Genomic DNA, 17143 nt, shown 5'->3' with positions numbered 1-17143 from the left:
AACCCCCCCGGCATTGGAGAGGCATGTCGCTGCTATGTCGTGTCCGACGCCATTGCCGGAACCGCATTCGCGTCAGCGGATCAAGGCAACGACGCGAGATAGCCCGGAATATCGTCGGGATCGAACGCGCGCCCGTCGAAGAATCCGTCGGGGCCGAGCACGAGCCGCCCCTGAGTCGATCCCGCGCCGATCGCCTGGCCCAGCGCCCCTTCCAGCTTCGAACTGGCCCCCGGCAGCGGCGCACCCGATCCGGCAAGCGCCGCGCGATAAAGGTCGGGGCGGAAGGTGCCGACCGCCACCGCAGCGTCGGCCGGATCGTGGCCGCGTCCGTCCCAGCGCGCCATCTGGGCATAGAGCCATGCCGCTTGGCTGCGCCACGGGAAGTTCGCCGCCTCGCGATACTGGAACATGAAGTCGGGATAATGGACCGGCACGCCACCGGCGACGAGGCGGATGCGATCGGTGATCGCGCGCAGCACCGCATCGACCGGCGCATCGAGATAGCACGCGCGGGCAAGGATCGCGGCGCTCGCCTCCGCCGTGTCGGGCTCGACGAAATGCGCGGCGGCTGCGTGGAGCGCGCGGATCAGCCGCAGCGTGGCATCGTGCCGTTCGGCGGCGACCTCGGCGCGCATCGCCAGCACCTTTTCGACGCCACGCCGCCAGATCTGCGCGGTCGCCAGCGCGATCCGCCCGACGCCGCGATCGACCGCGATCGAATTCCACGGTTCGCCGACGCAGATGCCGTCGACCTCGCCCGCCGCCAGCGCGTCGGCGGCGAAGGTCGGGCTGGTGACGACGATCTCGACGTCATGATCGGGGCGGATGCCGACACCGGCCAGCCAGTAGCGCAGCATGTAATTGTGGCTCGAATGGCGATGGACCACGCCGAAGCGCAACCGCCGGGTCCGCGTGACCTCGCGCAGCGCCGCGCCCACCGCGCGCGGATCGCCGAGCGTATCGCCAAGGCCACATGCCTGCCCAAGCGCGGTCGAAAAGGTGATCGCATTGCCGTTCAGCCCCAGCACGAACGGCACCGCCAGCGGCGTCGCCGGCCGGTCGCGGCCAAGACTGGTCGCGATGGCGAGCGGCGCGACCATGTGCGCGGCATCGGTATGGCCATACAGCAGCCGGTCGCGCACCGTCGCCCAAGTGACATCGCGCACAAGGTCCAGCGCCAGCCCCTGTTCCTCGGCAAAGCCCAGTTCGTGCGCGAGGATCGGCAGCGCGGCATCGACCAGCGGCAGGAAGCCGATGCGAAAGCCTTCGGTGCTCACGGCAAATCCCCCATCAGCGCGTCGCTGGTCACGATCGCCTCCGCCACTTCGGCGATCCGCCGGTTCGATTGCATCGCATGGCCGCGCAGCAGCGCATAGGCGGCCGGCTCGTCGATCGCGCGCCGGCGCATCAGGATCGCCTTGGCCCGGTCGATCGTATGGCGATCGGCCAGCGCGGTCTTGGCCTCGGCCAGTTCGGCCTGCAACCGCGAGAACGCCTGGAACCGGCGGATCGCGACGTCGAGCACCGGCTTGATCCGCTGCTTGGCGAGGCCATCGACGACATAGGCCGACACGCCCGCATCGACCGCCGCCAGCGCGCTTTCGGCATCCGACTGGTCGACGAACATCGCGATCGGCCGGTCGAGCGCGCGCGACATGGCGAAGAAATCCTCCAGCAGATCGCGGCTGGGATTTTCGAGGTTGATGAGCACCACCTGCGGCGCGCACGCCTCGATCTGGCGGGCGAGCGGTCCTGCCGGATCGATCACCACCTGATCGTCCAGCCCGGCCTCACGCAGCCCTTCGGCGATGATCGCCGCGCGCGTGGTGCTGGTATCGATGATCGCGATCCTCATGGCCCACCCCGGATACCGTTACGCACGCGGTTCAGCCAGCCGGTTTCGGCGGGGGATGGCGATGGGTCGGGAAAAGCGCTGGATGCCCCGTGAGGATTCGAACCTCAATTAACGGAGTCAGAGTCCGTAGTCTTACCTTTAGACGACAGGGCAGCGTCACAGCGAGGGCGCTCCGATAGGCTGCCCATTTTGCGGTGTCAACGCAAAATCAACGCGGTTCGTCGCACCGCCTTGTCGTTCGCGGGGCGTTCCGCTACGTTCCTTGCCAACCACCGAGCGGCCGGATGCCGTGACGGACAGACCATAAAGCGAGTGACGGCATGGGGGATGTTTCCGCCCGGTTGCCGCACCGGGGAGCGCCCGATGCCCCCCGACAGGCAACTTCTTCGCCAGCGCGGCCACGCTGGCCGGGTGCGCGTCATTATGCCGCGCTCGATCTTGGCACCAACAACTGCCGGCTGCTCATCGCGCGGCCGCAGGGGGATGGCTTCGCGGTCGTCGACGCATTCTCGCGGATCGTGCGGCTGGGCGAGGGGCTGGCGGCGACCGGCCGCCTGTCCGACGTGGCGATGGACCGGACCGTCGCCGCGCTGAGGATCTGCGCCGAAAAGCTCAAGCGCCGCGAGGTGACGCTCGCCCGCTCGGTCGCGACCGAGGCCTGCCGTCGCGCCAGCAACGGCGCGGCGTTCGTAAGGCGGGTGTTCGACGAAACCGGCATCCATCTCGACATCATCACCGCCGAGGAGGAAGCGCGGCTTGCCGTGCTCGGCTGCCATGCGCTGCTGGAGCCGGGCGACGGCCCGGCGCTGGTGTTCGACATCGGCGGCGGATCGACCGAACTGGTGCTGCTCGACGCCACGGGGCCGGTGCCGCGCGTGCTCGACTGGCATTCGGCGCCATGGGGCGTGGTGTCGCTGACCGAAAGTCTGGGCAGCGGTAAATCCGCGCCGATGACCTCCGGCGCCTATGACCGGATGCGCTCGTGCGTCGCGGAGAGTTTCGCCCCGTTCGCCAAGCGCCTGCCGCCGGCCGACGGGCCGCGCCGACTGCTCGGCACCAGCGGCACGGTGACGACGCTCGCCAGCGTGCATCTGGGGCTGCCGACCTACGACCGGTCGCAGGTCGACGGGCTGATCGTGCCGGCGCAGTCGATGCTGGCGGTCAGCCGGCAACTGGCCGGCATGACGCTGGCCGAGCGCGGGCAGGTGCCGTGCATCGGCACCGAACGCGCCGATCTGGTCGTGGCGGGCTGTGCGATTCTCGAATCGATTCTGGCGTTATGGCCCGCCGAGCGGCTAGGGATCGCCGACCGTGGGATTCGCGAAGGAATCCTGCGTCGTTTGATGGCAGGAACCCGATGACCCGCGGACTCCCCCCCGGCCGCCAGCGCGTGCGCACCGCCCGCGCCCGCTCGGCCCAATCGACCCGCTGGCTCGAACGCCAGTTGAACGATCCGTATGTGAAGAAGGCACGTGCCGAGGGCTATCGCAGCCGCGCGGCGTACAAGCTGATCGAGCTGGACGAACGCTTCAAGCTGCTGCGCGGCGTGAAGCGGGTGGTCGATCTCGGCATCGCACCGGGTGGCTGGACGCAGGTGGTGCGCAAGAACCGGCCCGAGGCGACGGTGGTCGGCATCGACCTGTTGCCGGTCGACCCGATCGACGGCGTGACCATTTTGCAGATGGACTTTCTGTCGGATCACGCGCCCGAGCGGTTGCGCGAGGAACTGGGCGGCGAGGCGGACCTCGTCCTGTCCGACATGGCGGCGAACACGGTCGGCCATCCGCAGACCGATCACCTGCGCACCATGGCGCTGGTCGAGGCGGCGGTGATGTTCGCCTGCGAGATATTGCGCCCCGGCGGCGATTTCGTGGCGAAAGTGCTGGCGGGCGGCGCGGACAACGAACTGGTCGCCGAACTCAAACGCAATTTTCAGACGGTGAAGCACGCCAAGCCGCCGGCAAGCCGCAAGGATTCGTCCGAATGGTATGTGATCGCCAGCAACTTCAAGGGGCGGCGCGACGCACCGCCCCCCGAGCCGGTTACGGAATGATCCGCTCGGCGCGCAGCCGGTCGAACAGCGCGAAAAAGGCGGCGTCGGTCGCGCGGTAGCCGGTAAAGCCCATCCGACGGCTTTTCGACATGTCGGTCACGACCTCGATCGGGCGGCCGAGATCGGCGTCGGTGTGCCATGGCGAGGCCAGCCGGTGCAGATCGGGTTCGATCAGGCCGTTCGCCTGCGCGATCGCCGCCCAGCGCGGGGCGGCATCGGCCATCTGCGCTTCGAGCGGACGGACGGTGCCGTCGAACGGTGCTGCCTCGACGCCGAACCATTCGGCGATGCGGCCCCACATCCATTGCCAACGAAAGACGTCACCGTTGACGACGTTGAACGCCTGATCGTGCGCCGCCGGGGTTTCGGTCGCCCACAGCAGATGGTCGGCAAGCTGCCCGGCGTCGGTCATGTCGGTCAGCCCGTTCCACTGCGCCGCCGATCCGGGGAAGACCATCGGTTGCCCCGCCTCGCGGCACAGCGTCGCATAGACCGCCAGCGTGGTGCCCATGTTCATCGCATTGCCGACCGCCTTGCCGATCACGGTATGCGGCCGGTGGACGCTCCACGTGAAGCCGTCGCGCGCGGCGGCGGCGAACAGCTCGTCCTCCTGCGCATAATAGAAATTGGCGACGTCGAGCCGCCCCTGTTCCTCGCGGAACGGCGTCTGCGGCAGATGGCCCTGCCCATAGGCTTCGAACGGCCCCAGATAATGTTTGAGCCCGGTAACGAGCGCGACGTGGCGCGGCCTGTCGGGTTTGGGCAGGCCATCGAGCAGGTTGCGCACCATCGCTCCGTTGACGCGGATATTCTCCGCTTCGCTGTCCTGCCGCGCCCAGGTGGTGATGAACACCGCGTCGGGGCGAAGGTCGCGCAACGCCTGCGCCGTGCCCGCCGCATCCTGCAGGTCGGCGGCAACCGGCTGCACCCCGTCCTGCGCGACCGGCCGGCGGGCGAGGCCATGGACGCTCCAGCCCTTCTGCACCAGCAACGCTGCCGTCGCGCCACCGACGATGCCGCTCGCGCCCACTACCAATGCCGTCCTGCCCGTCATTCATCGTTCCTTTTCATCGTGATGCACCCCAGCTAGGCAGCGGGCATATGATGTTGAAGACGGCACCGGGTCCGACCCCAGGCACCAAAAGGTATCCAGCCATGCACGCCGGAAGCGACGAAAACGAATGGCGCGAGGATTGCGCGCCGCGCCGGGTATTGTCGCTGTTCGCGACCAAATGGACCAGCATGGTGCTGCATACGCTGCACGCCCGGCATGGCGGCGCGGCGCGGACCGGCGTGTTGCTGCGCAGCCTGCCGGGCATTTCCAAGAAGATGCTGACGCAGACGCTGCGCGAGATGGAGGCGATCGGCCTGATCGCGCGCGAGGTCCAGGCGGTGATGCCGCCCGCCGTCGAATATCGCCTGACGCCGCTGGGTCTGCGCTTCGTCGAGCCGGTCACGCTGCTCTATGACTGGGGACGGCGCAACGGCGACGCGCTCGACGCACTGGGTAGCCGACCGGGTGCGCGGCGGCCGTAGAAACGCGAAAGGGCGGCCCCGAAGGACCGCCCTTTCGTTTCGTGCGGGATCGTGCCGGCGTCAGCCGTCGTAGTCGCCGCCGACATTCTGGTTGCGCGGCGGCGCGGCAGCGGTGAGGCGCAGCGCCTCTGCCGATGCGGCCAGCGAACCCAGTTCGTCGGGCGCTTCCTCGTCGTCGATCTGCACCTTCTGCATCGAACCGATCACCGATTCGCGCAGATGGTCCGGGGTGACATTCTCTTCGGCGATCTCACGCAGGGCGACGACCGGGTTCTTGTCGCGGTCGCGATCGAGCGTGAGTTCGGCACCGCCCGAAATCTGGCGGGCGCGCTGTGCGGCCAGCAGGACCAGATCGAACCGGTTGGGGATCTTGTCGACGCAATCCTCGACGGTGACGCGCGCCATGAAACGCCTTCCTTGTAAAACGGAGGGTATCGGAAAGCACCGCCCCTACGGGCGCATGTCCGAAAAGTCAATGAAACTGATCGGCCGCCCGCACCGTTACCCGATCGTATCGTTCCTTCGGAGTCGTCATGCCCCCTGCCCCGCATCCCGTGTTCACCGTTGCGGGCAACCGGTTGACGCTGCTGACCGAAGGGCCGGAGCGGATGACCGCGCTGCTGGCGCTGATCGACGGCGCGAAGCGGTCGCTGCGCATCCTGTTCTATATCTGGGAACAGGACCGGGCGGGGACGCGGGTACGCGATGCGCTGGTCGCGGCGGCGGGGCGCGGCGTGCGGGTGTCGCTGATCGTCGACGGGCTGGGCGCGGAAGCGGCGGCCAATCGCGGCTTTTTCGATTCGCTGCGCGCGGCGGGCGGCGAGGTATGCGTCTTCGTGCCGCGGCTGGGCCGGCGCTATCTGCTGCGCAACCACCAGAAGCTGGCGCTGGCCGACGAGGCGCGGGTGATCGTCGGCGGGTTCAACATCGAGGATGCCTATTTCGGGACCGAGGCGGATCAGGCGTGGCGAGACATCGGCCTGCTGGTCGACGGCCCCGCCGCTGGGCGGCTGGCGGGATATTTCGATGCGCTCAAGGCATGGATCCAGCTTCCCGGTGCCCCTTTACGCAAATTGTCGCGGATGCTGAACCAGTGGAGCGAGCATGACGGGCCAATCCGCTGGCTATTGGGGGGGCCGTCCAGGCGGCTGTCGCCATGGGCGCGGACCGTCAAGCACGAGATTCGACGCGGGCAGCGGATCGACATCATCGCCGCCTATTTCGCGCCCGGACCGCTGATGATGCGCCGGCTGGACCGCGCCGCCGAACGCACCCGGCTGCGCATCGTCGTGCCGGCAAAAACCGACCATGCCATCGCCATCCTCGCCGCGCGCTTCACCTATCGCAACCTGCTGCGCCACGGCATCGAGCTGTACGAATATCGCCCGACCAAGCTGCACAGCAAATTGTTCATCGCCGACGATGCGGTGCATATCGGATCGGCCAATTTCGACGTGCGATCGATGTTCCTCAACATGGAACTGATGCTGCGCGTCGAGGACGCCGCCTTCGCCGCGCACCTGCGCGCCTATATGGACGGCGAGGTCGCGCGCAGCGAACGGGTGACGCGCGAACTGCATCGCTCGCGATCGGGCTGGTGGGCGCGGGTCAAACAGGCCGGGGCCTATTTCATCATGTCGGTGCTCGATCCGCAGGTCACGGTACGCCTCAACCGCGACTGAGTGTTGCGTGGCACTTTCAAGCGGCTACACCCGGTCCGATTGAAAGGGACGGGCATGATCGTCGGAATAGACCTTGGCACCACCAACAGCGCCTGCGCGATCTGGCAGGGCGGTACATCGGTGATGGTGCCGAACGCGCTGGGCGAGTTCCTGACCCCCTCGGCGGTCAGCATCGGCGACGACGGGGCGGTGCTGGTCGGTCGGCCGGCGCGCGACCGGATGGCGACGCACCCCGACCGAACCGTCACCAGCTTCAAGCGCCGCATCGGCACGCGCGAAACCGTCACCCTCGCCGGCAAGGCGTTCGATGCCGAAGCGCTGTCGGCGCTGGTCCTCGCCAGCCTGAAACGCGATGCGGAAGCGTTCACCGGCGAGGCCGTGACCGGCGCGATCGTCACCGTCCCCGCCTATTTCAACGATCGCCAGCGCAAGGCGACGAGGCGGGCGGGCGACCTCGCCGGGCTGACCATCCACCGCCTCATCAACGAGCCGACCGCCGCCGCGCTCGCCTTCGGCATCGCCGACCGCGCCGACCGCGAACCGTTCCTCGTGTTCGATCTGGGCGGCGGCACGTTCGACGTGTCGATCGTCGAGATGTTCGACGGCATCATCGAGGTTCGCGCCTCGGCCGGCGACAATCGCCTCGGCGGCGACGACTTCAACGACTGCCTGATCGATCTCGCCCGCCCGCGGCTCGACCCCGACGGGGTGCTGGGCAAGCTGCCACCCGACAAGGCCGCCGCGCTGCTCGCGCAGGCCGCCGAACGCGCGCGCCGGGCACTGAGCGATAGCGACACCGCCGAGCTGACCGTCACCACCGGCGACGCGACCCTGACCGCGCCCGTCACCTCGACGCAGTTCGAGGACCATGCCAAGGGATTGATCCAGCGCATCCGCGAACCCGTGCTGCGCTCGCTGCGCGACAGCGGCATCGCCGCCGATACGTTGTCGGAAGTCGTGCTGGTCGGCGGGGCGACACGCATGCCGATCGTGCGCCGCGCCGTCACCCGCATGTTCGGGCGGTTTCCGGCGATTACGGTCCATCCCGACCATGCCGTGGCGCTGGGCGCGGCGGTGCAGGCGGGGCTGACCGCGAAGGACGCCGCGCTCGACGAAATCCGGCTGACCGATGTCTGCCCGTTCACGCTGGGCGTCGATACCAGCGAGCCGGACGGACGCGGCGGCCACCGCACCGGGCTGTTCGCGCCGATCATCGAACGCAATTCGGTGGTGCCGATCAGCCGGTCGTCGACCTTTTCGACCGTCGCCGACAACCAGCGGCAGGTGGTGTTCGGCGTCTATCAGGGCGAGGCGCGCGAGGTTTCGGCCAACGTCAAACTGGGCGAGGTGAAGGTGCCGGTGCCGCCCAAACCCGCCGGCATGGTCGCGATCGATTGCCGCTTCAGCTACGACAGTTCGGGCCTGCTCGAAATCGACGTGACCGTGGCCGAGACGGGGCAGAGCCGCAATCTGGTGATCGTCGACGACGAGGACGCCCCCGACCCCGCCGAGCTGGAGAAGCGTCGCAAGGCGCTGGCGGCGCTGAAAGTCCATCCGCGCGACGATGCGGTGAACGCCGCGCTGCTGGCGCGGGCAAGGCGCGCGTATGAATCCTTCCTCGGCGACCGGCGGACGGCGATCGGCCAGATGCTCGGCCAGTTCGAAACCGCGCTGGAGACGCAGGACGCGCGGGTGATCGCCGAGGCGCAGGCGGCGTTCACCCAGGTCCTCGACCAGATCGAGGGCGAGCGCTTCCTGTGAGCCGCGGCATCTGGCGGACGCTCGGGATCGAGCCGACGACCGATCGCAGCGCGATCCGCCGGGCCTATGCTGCGAAGCTGCGTGGCATGGATGTCGACGCCGATCCCGCCGGCTTCGCCCGGCTGCGCGACGCGCGTGATGCGGCATTGGCCGGGGTGGCCGATCCGGTGGCGATGTTGCCCGATCTCGACGACGATTCCGATGACGACAAGATCGTTGCCGATGGGTTTTTCACCCCGGAACCCGAACCCTTGCCGCAAGCGAGGGTCGACCCGGTCGAAGCCGAGCGCGACGCCGCGATCGACCATCATTTCCGCGCGCTCGAAGCGCTGCTGTTCCCCGGCCACGACGATCCGTCGACGGCGGAGGAAGCGGCGGCGATCGCCCATCATGGCTATGCGCTGCTGGCCGACCCCCGGCTCGAACGGATCGACTTCGCGGTGGGGGCGGAGCGCTGGTTCGCCGAGCATCTTGCCATTGCGATTCCCCGCTCCGATCCGTTGCTCGAACGGGCCGCCGCCGTGTTCGGCTGGATCGCGCGGCGCGACGATCATACGCTGTCCCCGCACGCGCGGGAAATCGTCGACCGGATCGGCGCGATCCGCTTCGCCACGCTGGTCGGCGATCCCGGCCACCGGCTGCATCGCGCGTGGGTCGAGTTGGTCCGTTCCGACGATGGGCCGCATCGCTGGGGGACGACCGGCGGGCGGGTGCGCGAACTATTGTTGGTCGTCCGCCAACGCTATCCCGATGCCGAGCAATGGATGAACCCGGTTCGCGTCGCCAAGTGGGACAGGCCGGCGTCGGACAATCCGCGAATCGGCTTCTATATCTGGCTGGTCCTCATCATCATCGTCGCCGCCGTGCGGGTGCTGAGCGGCCCGTCCGACGATCCCCGCGAGCAGGCACCCGTCGTCATCCCCACCCTTTCCTCGGATGCGAACCTGCTGGCGCAGCATATGACCGGCAAGGGCATCGCAGCGTTGCGGCAAGAGCATCCCGAACTGGCCGAGGCGATCCGCACGACGACCGCGCCGCTTCCCGGAAACGTCGATCCGGCGGTGGCCGATCGTGCGGTCGACACGCTGTACCAGCAGCGGTTGCTCGCCGGTTTCGCCAAGGCACCCGACGACCTGTTGCGCGACGTCGCCGCGTTCGAGCTGGACGCGATGCGCCTGCTGGCGCCGACCATTCCCGCGCAATGCCGGCGGTTCGTGGTATCGAGCGATCCAAATCTGCTGAATCAGGGCCTGCGCGAACGGCAACAGCGGCTGGTCCACCGCATCATTCTCGAATCCGACGACCGGAACGCCGGTGATGGTTCCTACCGCTTTACGCTCCCATCCTCGATCGCGACGACGATCCGCACGCGGACCGGGCTATCCGCCGATCAGGTGAAGAATGCGCTGTCCGACAAGGGCAAGGATACCGACGTCTGCGCGGTCAATATCGCGCTGCGCGAGGCGGCATTGCGCGATAGCAAGAACGGCATGCGCCTGCTGCGCGACATGCGACCGTCCGGCGACGATAATTGACTGGATCGGGGGATCACCCCCGGCACCCGCCGGGGGAATTGGTGCGGTCGAGAAGACTCGAACTTCCACGGCCTTTCGGCCACAACGACCTCAACGTTGCGCGTCTACCAGTTCCGCCACGACCGCACAGTCACCTTCGGGGAAGCCCCCTGAGGCTGGTAGGAGGGTGCCCCTAGCAGCGGTTTTTCCGCCACGCAAATGCTTTTATCGTCCGCGCCCCGCCGCCCGCGCGATGGCGATCGCCTCGGCGGCGGTCATCACTTCGCCAAGGCCACTGCCCGACAGGGCGGCACGTTCGGCATCGCGCACCCGCTCGACCGCGCGGGCAAGGCGCGGCGCATCCCAGCGGCGCAGCGCGTCGCGCGTCGTCGCCTGTTCCTTGAAGAAGACGCGGTGGCGCTCCAGCACCTGATCGACCGGCTGGCCGTCGTCGATGTCGGCGCGCATCTCGGCCAGCGACAGCAGCCGCCGCGCGACCGCGCGCAGCAGCGGGATCGCGCCGCCGCCGGGCGGTTCGGGCAGCGCCGCCGCAGCGGCATTGCCGGCGATCATCGCCGCGACGACGTTGTTCGCCTCGGCATCGGCGATCGACGCGCCGATCGCGTCGAACACCTCGGCATCGGCATCGCGCGGCCGGTCGGGCGCGGCGTCGAGGTACAGCGCCAGCTTCTCGATCTCGCTGGCCAGCACCGCGCGGTCGCCCATCGTCACCGCCGCCAGCCGTTCGGGCACGTCGCCGAGCAGCCGCACCCCCTGTTCGCGCGCCAGCGCCACCGCCAGCTTCGCCGCCTGCGCCGCATCGGGCACGTAGCAGGCGACCGCGACCGCGTTGAGCGAGGCGGTGACGAGCTTGACCAGCTTCGACGTGGCCTTGGCGGTGGGCGCGATCGCGGCGACCGGGTTGCCCGCCGACGCGGCGTTCAGCAACAGCGTCACCGCTTCGACCGATTCCTCGCCCATGCCGGTCACGCGGATATGGCGCTTGTCACCGAACAGCGACATCGAGGCCGCTTCGTCGGCGAGCAATCCGGGGCGGGCTTTCAGCATCGCCCCGTCCATGTCGACGCGCTCGGCCCCCTCGCCCACGCCCTTGGCCAGCCGCGCGGCCAGCGCCATCGCGCCGGCCGTGTCGGGGCCGTGGAACAGGTAGAGGCGAAGATCGGGGCCGGGCCGGTCGAGCTTGGCGCCCACCTGCTCGGGTTTCAGCTTCACGGGCGCTGGCGCTCGGTGCCGAGCGCGATGCGGGTGACGATCTGATCGGCGACGATCACTGACAGCCGTTCGAGCGCGGTGCGTTCGGCGGCGATCGTGGCATATTCCGACGTGACGACGTCGATGCCCGCGTCCGATCCGGCGGTGGCGTCGAGCGTCACCGCGCCGTTCGACAGGTCGATCAACTGATAGCGCGCGCGCAGCGTCCGCCGCTCGCGCGTGATCGAATCGTCGCGCCGCACGCCCAGCCCGGTGATGTCATCGTCGAGCCGGATTTCGAGCCGGTAGCGCGCCGGCCCCTCCGCGCGCAGCCGGTCGCGCAGCGCATTGGCGACCAGCCAGCCGTTCTGCCCGGCGATCGGCGCGACCTCCACGCCCGACAGCGTCTGGCGCACCACGCCCGCCTCGCCCCCACCATATAGCGGCCGCAAGCCACAGCCGCCGAGCAGCAGGGTAAGGGTGAGCGCGGAGGCAACGATGCGGATCATGCGACGATATTCACCAGACGGTCGGGGACGACGATGATCTTGCGCGGCGTCTTGCCGTCCAATGCGCGGACGATCTTTTCGCTCGCCAGCGCGGCGGCTTCGGCGACGTCCTTGGACGCGCCCTTGGGCAGCGTGATCGTGTCGCGCAGCTTGCCGTTCACCTGTACCGCGATCGTCGATTCGCTGTCGACCAGCATCGCCGGATCGACCACCGGCCACGCCGCATCGGCGATCAGCCCGGCACGGCCCAGTTGCGACCATGCCTCTTCCGCCAGGTGCGGGATCATCGGGCTGACGAGCAGCAGCAGCGCGTCGAGATCGGCGTCGGACACCGCATCCGCCTTCTCCGCCTCGCCGAGCAGCGTGTAGAGCTTGGCCACCGCCTTGTTGAACTGGAGCGCCTCAATATCGGCGGCGACGCCCGCGACCGTGCGATGCACCGCGCGGGTCAGCGCCTGCGGACTGGTGCCGCCGGGGGTATAGCCTGCGACGAGCTTCCAGACGCGCTTGACGAAGCGTTCGGCGCCTTCGATGCCCGCCTCGCTCCACGGCAGGTCGCGTTCGGGCGGACTGTCGGACAGCATGAACCAGCGCGCGGCATCGGCGCCGTAGCGATCGAGAATCGGTTCGGGATCGACCGTGTTCTTCTTCGACTTCGACATTTTTTCGATGCGGCCGACGGTGATGGCGTCACCGGTCGCGGCTTCGATGCCGTCGGTCACTTCGGCGGGGGCAAGCCAGCGGCCATCCGCCGACCTGTACGTCTCGTGCGTGACCATCCCCTGCGTGAACAGTCCCGCGAACGGCTCCTTCAGGTCGATCAGCCCGACATGGTTGAGCGCACGGGTCCAGAAGCGCGCATAGAGCAGGTGCAGGATCGCATGCTCGACCCCGCCGATATATTGCCCGACCGGCAGCCAGCTTTCGGCGACCGCGCGGTCGAACGGCTTGTCGTCGGGCTGGCTGGCGAAACGGATGAAATACCATGACGAATCGACGAAGGTGTCGAGCGTGTCGGTCTCGCGCCGCGCCGGGCTCCCACATGCCGGGCAGTCGACATGCTTCCATGTCGGATGCCGGTCGAGCGGGTTGCCGGGGATGTCGAACGACACATCCTCGGGCAGCTTGACCGGCAGTTGCTCGCGCGGCACCGGCACCACGCCGCAGGCGTCGCAATGGACGATCGGGATCGGCGTGCCCCAATAGCGCTGGCGGCTGACGCCCCAGTCGCGCAGGCGCCACACCGTCGTGCCCTTGCCCCAGCCTTCGCTTTCGGCACGGTCGATGACAAAACGCTTCGCGGCGGCGACGTCCAGCCCGTCGAGCGGCCCCGAGTTCACAAGGCGGCCGGGGCCGGTATAGGCCTCGTCGCCGGCGAACACCGGATCGGCATTCTCGCCGTCGGCCACCACGCGGCGCACATCAAGGCCGTATTTGCGCGCGAAGTCGAGGTCGCGCTGGTCGTGCGCGGGCACGCCCATCACCGCACCGGTGCCATAGTCCATCAGCACGAAGTTCGCGATATAGACCGGCAGCGTCGCCGCCGGGTCGAGCGGGTGCCGCATCCGGTAGCCGGTGTCGAACCCCAGCTTCTCGGCGGTGTCCAGCTCGGCGGCGGTCGTGCCACCCTGCTTGCAAAGCTCGATGAAGGCGGCGGCTTCCGCATTGCCCTCGGCCAGCGAGCGCGCGACCGGATGATCGGCGGCGATCGCGACGAAGCTCGCCCCGAAGATCGTGTCGGGGCGCGTCGAATAGACTTCGATAGGCTGGTCGAACGGGGCGACCGGCGCGAAGGCGAATTGCAGCCCCTCGGACTTGCCGATCCAATTTTCCTGCATCAACCGGACCTTGTCGGGCCACTCGTCGAGCGACCCCAGCCCGGCGAGCAGGTCGTCGGCGAAGTCGGTGATCTTCAGGAACCACTGGCTGAGCTTGCGCTTCTCGACCAGCGCGCCCGAGCGCCAGCCGCGCCCGTCGATCACCTGTTCGTTGGCCAGCACGGTCATGTCGACCGGGTCCCAGTTGACCGCCGATTCCTTGCGATAGACCAGACCGCCGTTCAGCAGTTCGAGGAACAGCGCCTGTTCGTGGCCGTAATATTCCGGGTCGCAGGTCGCGAATTCGCGTGACCAGTCGAACGCGAGGCCCAGCCGCTTCAACTGCGCCTTCATCGCCGCGATATTGGCATAGGTCCATTGGCCCGGATGGACCTTCTTTTCCATCGCCGCATTCTCGGCGGGCATGCCGAAGGCGTCCCAGCCCATCGGGTGCAGCACCTCATGCCCCGTCATTCGCAGGAAGCGCGCAAGCACGTCGCCCATCGTATAGTTGCGGACATGGCCCATGTGGATGCGCCCCGAGGGATAGGGAAACATCTCAAGGACATAGCGCTTCGGCTTGGGCGACGAATCGTCGGCGACGAAGGTGCCGGCCGCGTCCCACGCGGCCTGCCAGCGTGCATCGGCCTCTGTGGGCATGAAACGGGAAGTCATAAGGGTATCGCTCAGCCCGTCACTGCCCCGCGGCGCAGGTCGCGCGCCCGCGTCAGGATGATGTCTTCCAGCTTCTGCACGGTCGCGGCGGCGACCGGCGCCTCGACCCACTGGCCGTTCTGGTTGATCTGGCGCAGCGCCGCGACCCGCAGCGCGTCGGCGCGCAGATCCTGGTCGAGGATCGACACCGTCACCTTGGTGCGCTCGGTCGGGGTCTGCGGATTGACGTACCAGTCGGTCACGATGACGCCACCGTTCGAATCGGTCTGGGTCAGCGGCATGAACGACAGCGTGTCGAGGCTGGCGCGCCACAGATAGCTGTTCACGCCGATCGTCGTCACCTTGGACGCGGCGAGATCGCCCGACACCCGGCCCTTGCCGCCGCTGCACGCGGCCACGGGCAGGGCGATCGTTGCCAGCAACGCGAGAAGCAGCGGGCGGTTCATCGGCGGATTCCTTGACTACAGGCCAATATGGCGGTTCCGCCCGCTTCTATAGGCGGTGACGCTATCGCGGCAAGCGTGATGCGTTTTGCGAGGGATTGATCCAGCGCGGCTGGACCAATGCGGTGCCGGCCCGCTCGGAAACTCGCCCTTTCGCGAGTTTCCGAACAACACCCCACATCAACTCCGACAAATATGTGGGTTCGATGCAACAGGTGGCGGGAAAGCGACTTGCACCAGTGGAATGGCGCAACCGAATCGTGATAGCGCCATTAGCGGGGAGTGAGGAAACCATGACGGGCAGCCGGATAGCGATGAGCGTGGGATTGGGGGCGATGATCGCCGCCGGTCTTGGTGCGTCGCCTGCGCTGTTCGCGCAGGAGCAACGCTCGCCGCGCGTGTTGAAGCGCCTGTCGTCGGAAGCAATGCCGCTGACCGGGATCGGTTCGTTCACGCCCGCGTCGGCCGATCCGCGACTCGTCGCCGCATTGTCGCGCACCGGCCTCAACGCCACCGGATTTCAGTTTACCCCGTCCGAAGGCGCGGTGATCGGCAATCGCACGGTCAAGGTCGCGGTGCGGTCGCGGACGCTGCGGCCCAACCGCCTGCCCGACCGCGTTGCGGCGGCGGCGCCGATGCCCACGCTCAACCCGCTAGCCTACAACCTCGGCGTCTCGGTCGGCTGGAAGCGATTCGCGGTGTCGGGCGATCTGGCGCGGCTCGATCTCGCCGGACAGCCGGGCAGCCGCGAGCAGATGGGGCTGGGCGTCAGCTATACCGGTCGCAAGCTCGCCGCCCGCGTCGGTGCCAGCAGCGATCGTCCGCTGGCCGACCAGCCCGCGCTGATCGCCGATCCGCAGGGCTATTCGCTCGACATGGGCGGATCGTACAAGCTGACCCGCAACCTCGATGTGACCGCCGGGGTGCGCTATCGTTCGGAACGCGAGCGCATGCTGCGCGTCGATCCCGATCGCCGCGACAGCCAGGCGGTCTATGTGGGCACCGCCTTCCGCTTCTGATCCGGGCGGCGTCATGCCCGCCCCTCGACAGTCGGTCCGCCATCCGCTCTAGCGGCGGCGATGCTCGATTCCCTTTCCCTGACACTTGCCGCCGGTGCTGGCATGGCCGGCGGCGCGATGAACGCGCTGGCCGGCGGCGGCACCTTTGCCACCATGCCCGCGCTGATCGCGCTCGGCTTGCCCGGATCGGTCGCCAACGCGACCTCGAACGTGGCGTTGCAGCCCGGCGCGATCGCCAGTGCATGGGCTTATCGCAACGGGCTGGGGCCGCTGGGCGGGCTGCCGATCCGGTTGCTGGCGACGATCACCTTCGTGTCGGGGCTGCTCGGCAGCCTGTTGCTGGTGTGGACGCCGAGCGACCTGTTCGATGTGATCGTGCCGTGGCTGTTGCTGGTCGCGTTCCTCGCCATTGCGCTCGGCCAGCGCGCGGCGGCGTGGCTGCACGACCGGGTGACGATCGGCCCCGCCACCCTGATCGTCGCGCAGGTGCTGCTCGGCGTCTATGGCGGCTATTTCGGTGGCGGGGTCGGCATGATGGTGACGGCGACCTATGGCCTGCTCGCCGGACAGAGCGTGCAGTCGATGGCCGCGCCGCGCACGCTGATGCTGGCGACCGCCAACAGCGCGGCGGCGATCGTGTTCATCGCCACCGGGATCGTCGCGTGGGCGGCGTGTATCCCGATGATCCTCGGCGGCATTCTCGGCGGATGGCTCGGCGCGAAGCTGACCGGCCGGCTGACCGCCGGACAGATCCGGGCGTGGACGTTGTTCGTCACCGCGAGTGTCACCGCCGTGTTCTTCTGGCGCGCCTATGGCTGAGTTTTAGGACCGATCGACATTTAGCCAATGCCACGCTTTTTCGTCGTTCCCGCGCAGGCGGGAACCCATAGACGCAGCGGACCTGGTTCGATCACCGGCGTTGGCGCATATGGATTCCCGCCTGCGCGGGAATGACGCGGGGGTTCGAGGGGAATTTCCCCTGCCGAAGCGGAATGCCGATCCCGACTAGGCCGCGTCTGCATTTATCGTAGCCAGATCATGGCGCAGGCGAGATGGACGAAGCCCAT

16 protein-coding genes and 2 tRNA genes are annotated in these 17143 nt (G+C 68.2%); 8 read left to right on the top strand and 10 right to left on the bottom strand.

Annotated elements, in window-relative coordinates:
* Positions 1-80: 80 nt before the first annotated feature.
* The 3 genes from ASE78_RS07980 to ASE78_RS07970 form a co-directional block, all read right to left on the bottom strand.
* The gene (locus ASE78_RS07980; protein WP_056495515.1) at positions 81-1277 is read right to left on the bottom strand and encodes an ABC transporter substrate-binding protein; all 1197 of its coding nucleotides are present in this window, start codon (positions 1275-1277) and stop codon (positions 81-83) included.
* Positions 1274-1855 carry an ANTAR domain-containing response regulator gene (locus ASE78_RS07975; RefSeq protein ID WP_055761379.1) on the bottom strand — a complete coding sequence of 194 codons (582 nt, stop codon included), beginning with the start codon at positions 1853-1855 and terminating at the stop codon, positions 1274-1276. Before ASE78_RS07975 ends, ASE78_RS07980 begins: the two co-directional genes overlap by 4 nt.
* Before the next feature lie 79 nt (positions 1856-1934).
* Positions 1935-2008, bottom strand: a tRNA-Gln gene (locus ASE78_RS07970).
* A gap of 167 nt (positions 2009-2175) precedes the next feature.
* On the opposite strand from ASE78_RS07970, the gene ASE78_RS07965 reads away from it, so the two are divergent.
* Positions 2176-3216: a Ppx/GppA phosphatase family protein gene (locus ASE78_RS07965; protein ID WP_082467079.1), complete on the top strand. Its 1041-nt coding sequence runs from the start codon at positions 2176-2178 to the stop codon at positions 3214-3216.
* The gene (locus tag ASE78_RS07960) at positions 3213-3908 is read left to right on the top strand and encodes an RlmE family RNA methyltransferase (protein ID WP_056495507.1); all 696 of its coding nucleotides are present in this window, start codon (positions 3213-3215) and stop codon (positions 3906-3908) included. Before ASE78_RS07965 ends, ASE78_RS07960 begins: the two co-directional genes overlap by 4 nt.
* Here ASE78_RS07960 and ASE78_RS07955 read toward each other — a convergent pair.
* A complete protein-coding gene (locus ASE78_RS07955) occupies positions 3898-4962 on the bottom strand; it encodes an SDR family oxidoreductase (RefSeq protein ID WP_056495504.1) in 1065 nt (354 codons plus the stop codon). The genes ASE78_RS07960 and ASE78_RS07955 overlap by 11 nt on opposite strands.
* Positions 4963-5063: 101 nt before the next feature.
* On the opposite strand from ASE78_RS07955, the gene ASE78_RS07950 reads away from it, so the two are divergent.
* Positions 5064-5444 carry a winged helix-turn-helix transcriptional regulator gene (locus ASE78_RS07950; RefSeq protein ID WP_056495501.1) on the top strand — a complete coding sequence of 127 codons (381 nt, stop codon included), beginning with the start codon at positions 5064-5066 and terminating at the stop codon, positions 5442-5444.
* 60 nt (positions 5445-5504) lie between these two features.
* On the opposite strand, the gene rpoZ is transcribed toward ASE78_RS07950, so the two are convergent.
* On the bottom strand, positions 5505-5849 hold the full coding sequence (rpoZ, locus tag ASE78_RS07945) for a DNA-directed RNA polymerase subunit omega (protein WP_055761391.1): 345 nt from the start codon (positions 5847-5849) through the stop codon (positions 5505-5507).
* Between the two features lie 128 nt (positions 5850-5977).
* Between rpoZ and ASE78_RS07940 the strand changes: the two genes are divergently transcribed.
* Genes ASE78_RS07940 through ASE78_RS07930 form a run of 3 tightly spaced genes read left to right on the top strand, consistent with a single transcriptional unit; the run spans position 5978 to position 10422 of the window.
* Entirely contained in the window at positions 5978-7126 is a 1149-nt protein-coding gene (locus tag ASE78_RS07940; protein ID WP_056495499.1) for a phospholipase D-like domain-containing protein, read from the top strand.
* 54 nt (positions 7127-7180) lie between these two features.
* The gene (locus ASE78_RS07935) at positions 7181-8887 is read left to right on the top strand and encodes an Hsp70 family protein (protein WP_056495496.1); all 1707 of its coding nucleotides are present in this window, start codon (positions 7181-7183) and stop codon (positions 8885-8887) included.
* On the top strand, positions 8884-10422 hold the full coding sequence (locus tag ASE78_RS07930) for a hypothetical protein (protein ID WP_056495493.1): 1539 nt from the start codon (positions 8884-8886) through the stop codon (positions 10420-10422). Before ASE78_RS07935 ends, ASE78_RS07930 begins: the two co-directional genes overlap by 4 nt.
* A 39-nt stretch (positions 10423-10461) precedes the next feature.
* Here the strand turns inward: ASE78_RS07930 and ASE78_RS07925 are convergent.
* The 5 genes from ASE78_RS07925 to ASE78_RS07905 all read right to left on the bottom strand — a co-directional run bounded on the left by ASE78_RS07925 (position 10462) and on the right by ASE78_RS07905 (position 15060).
* Positions 10462-10548: transfer RNA gene (locus ASE78_RS07925), tRNA-Leu, on the bottom strand.
* Between the two features lie 78 nt (positions 10549-10626).
* Positions 10627-11634 (bottom strand): DNA polymerase III subunit delta, encoded by a 1008-nt coding sequence (gene holA, locus ASE78_RS07920; protein ID WP_056495491.1) that lies wholly within the window; start codon positions 11632-11634, stop codon positions 10627-10629.
* Entirely contained in the window at positions 11631-12122 is a 492-nt protein-coding gene (gene lptE / locus ASE78_RS07915) for an LPS assembly lipoprotein LptE (protein ID WP_056495488.1), read from the bottom strand. The genes holA and lptE overlap by 4 nt, the downstream gene beginning before the upstream one ends.
* On the bottom strand, positions 12119-14614 hold the full coding sequence (gene leuS / locus ASE78_RS07910; protein ID WP_056495485.1) for a leucine--tRNA ligase: 2496 nt from the start codon (positions 14612-14614) through the stop codon (positions 12119-12121). The genes lptE and leuS overlap by 4 nt, the downstream gene beginning before the upstream one ends.
* An 11-nt stretch (positions 14615-14625) precedes the next feature.
* Positions 14626-15060, bottom strand: coding sequence for a DUF3576 domain-containing protein (locus tag ASE78_RS07905; protein ID WP_055761415.1), 435 nt, complete (start codon positions 15058-15060; stop codon positions 14626-14628).
* Between the two features lie 311 nt (positions 15061-15371).
* Here ASE78_RS07905 and ASE78_RS07900 point away from each other — a divergent pair, with 311 nt between their 5' ends.
* Together ASE78_RS07900 and ASE78_RS07895 are read left to right on the top strand one after the other, a co-directional pair.
* Positions 15372-16076 (top strand): hypothetical protein, encoded by a 705-nt coding sequence (locus tag ASE78_RS07900; RefSeq protein ID WP_055761417.1) that lies wholly within the window; start codon positions 15372-15374, stop codon positions 16074-16076.
* Positions 16077-16136: 60 nt separating this feature from the next.
* Positions 16137-16895, top strand: a complete 759-nt coding sequence (locus ASE78_RS07895) for a TSUP family transporter (protein WP_056495482.1) — start codon at positions 16137-16139, stop codon at positions 16893-16895.
* The last annotated feature ends 248 nt before the right edge of the window (positions 16896-17143 follow it).

This window comes from Sphingomonas sp. Leaf25, assembly GCF_001421635.1.
Lineage (GTDB): Bacteria > Pseudomonadota > Alphaproteobacteria > Sphingomonadales > Sphingomonadaceae > Sphingomonas.
The sequence above is the reverse complement of the archived record's forward strand: the minus strand, read 5'-3'. Positions and strand labels throughout refer to the sequence as shown.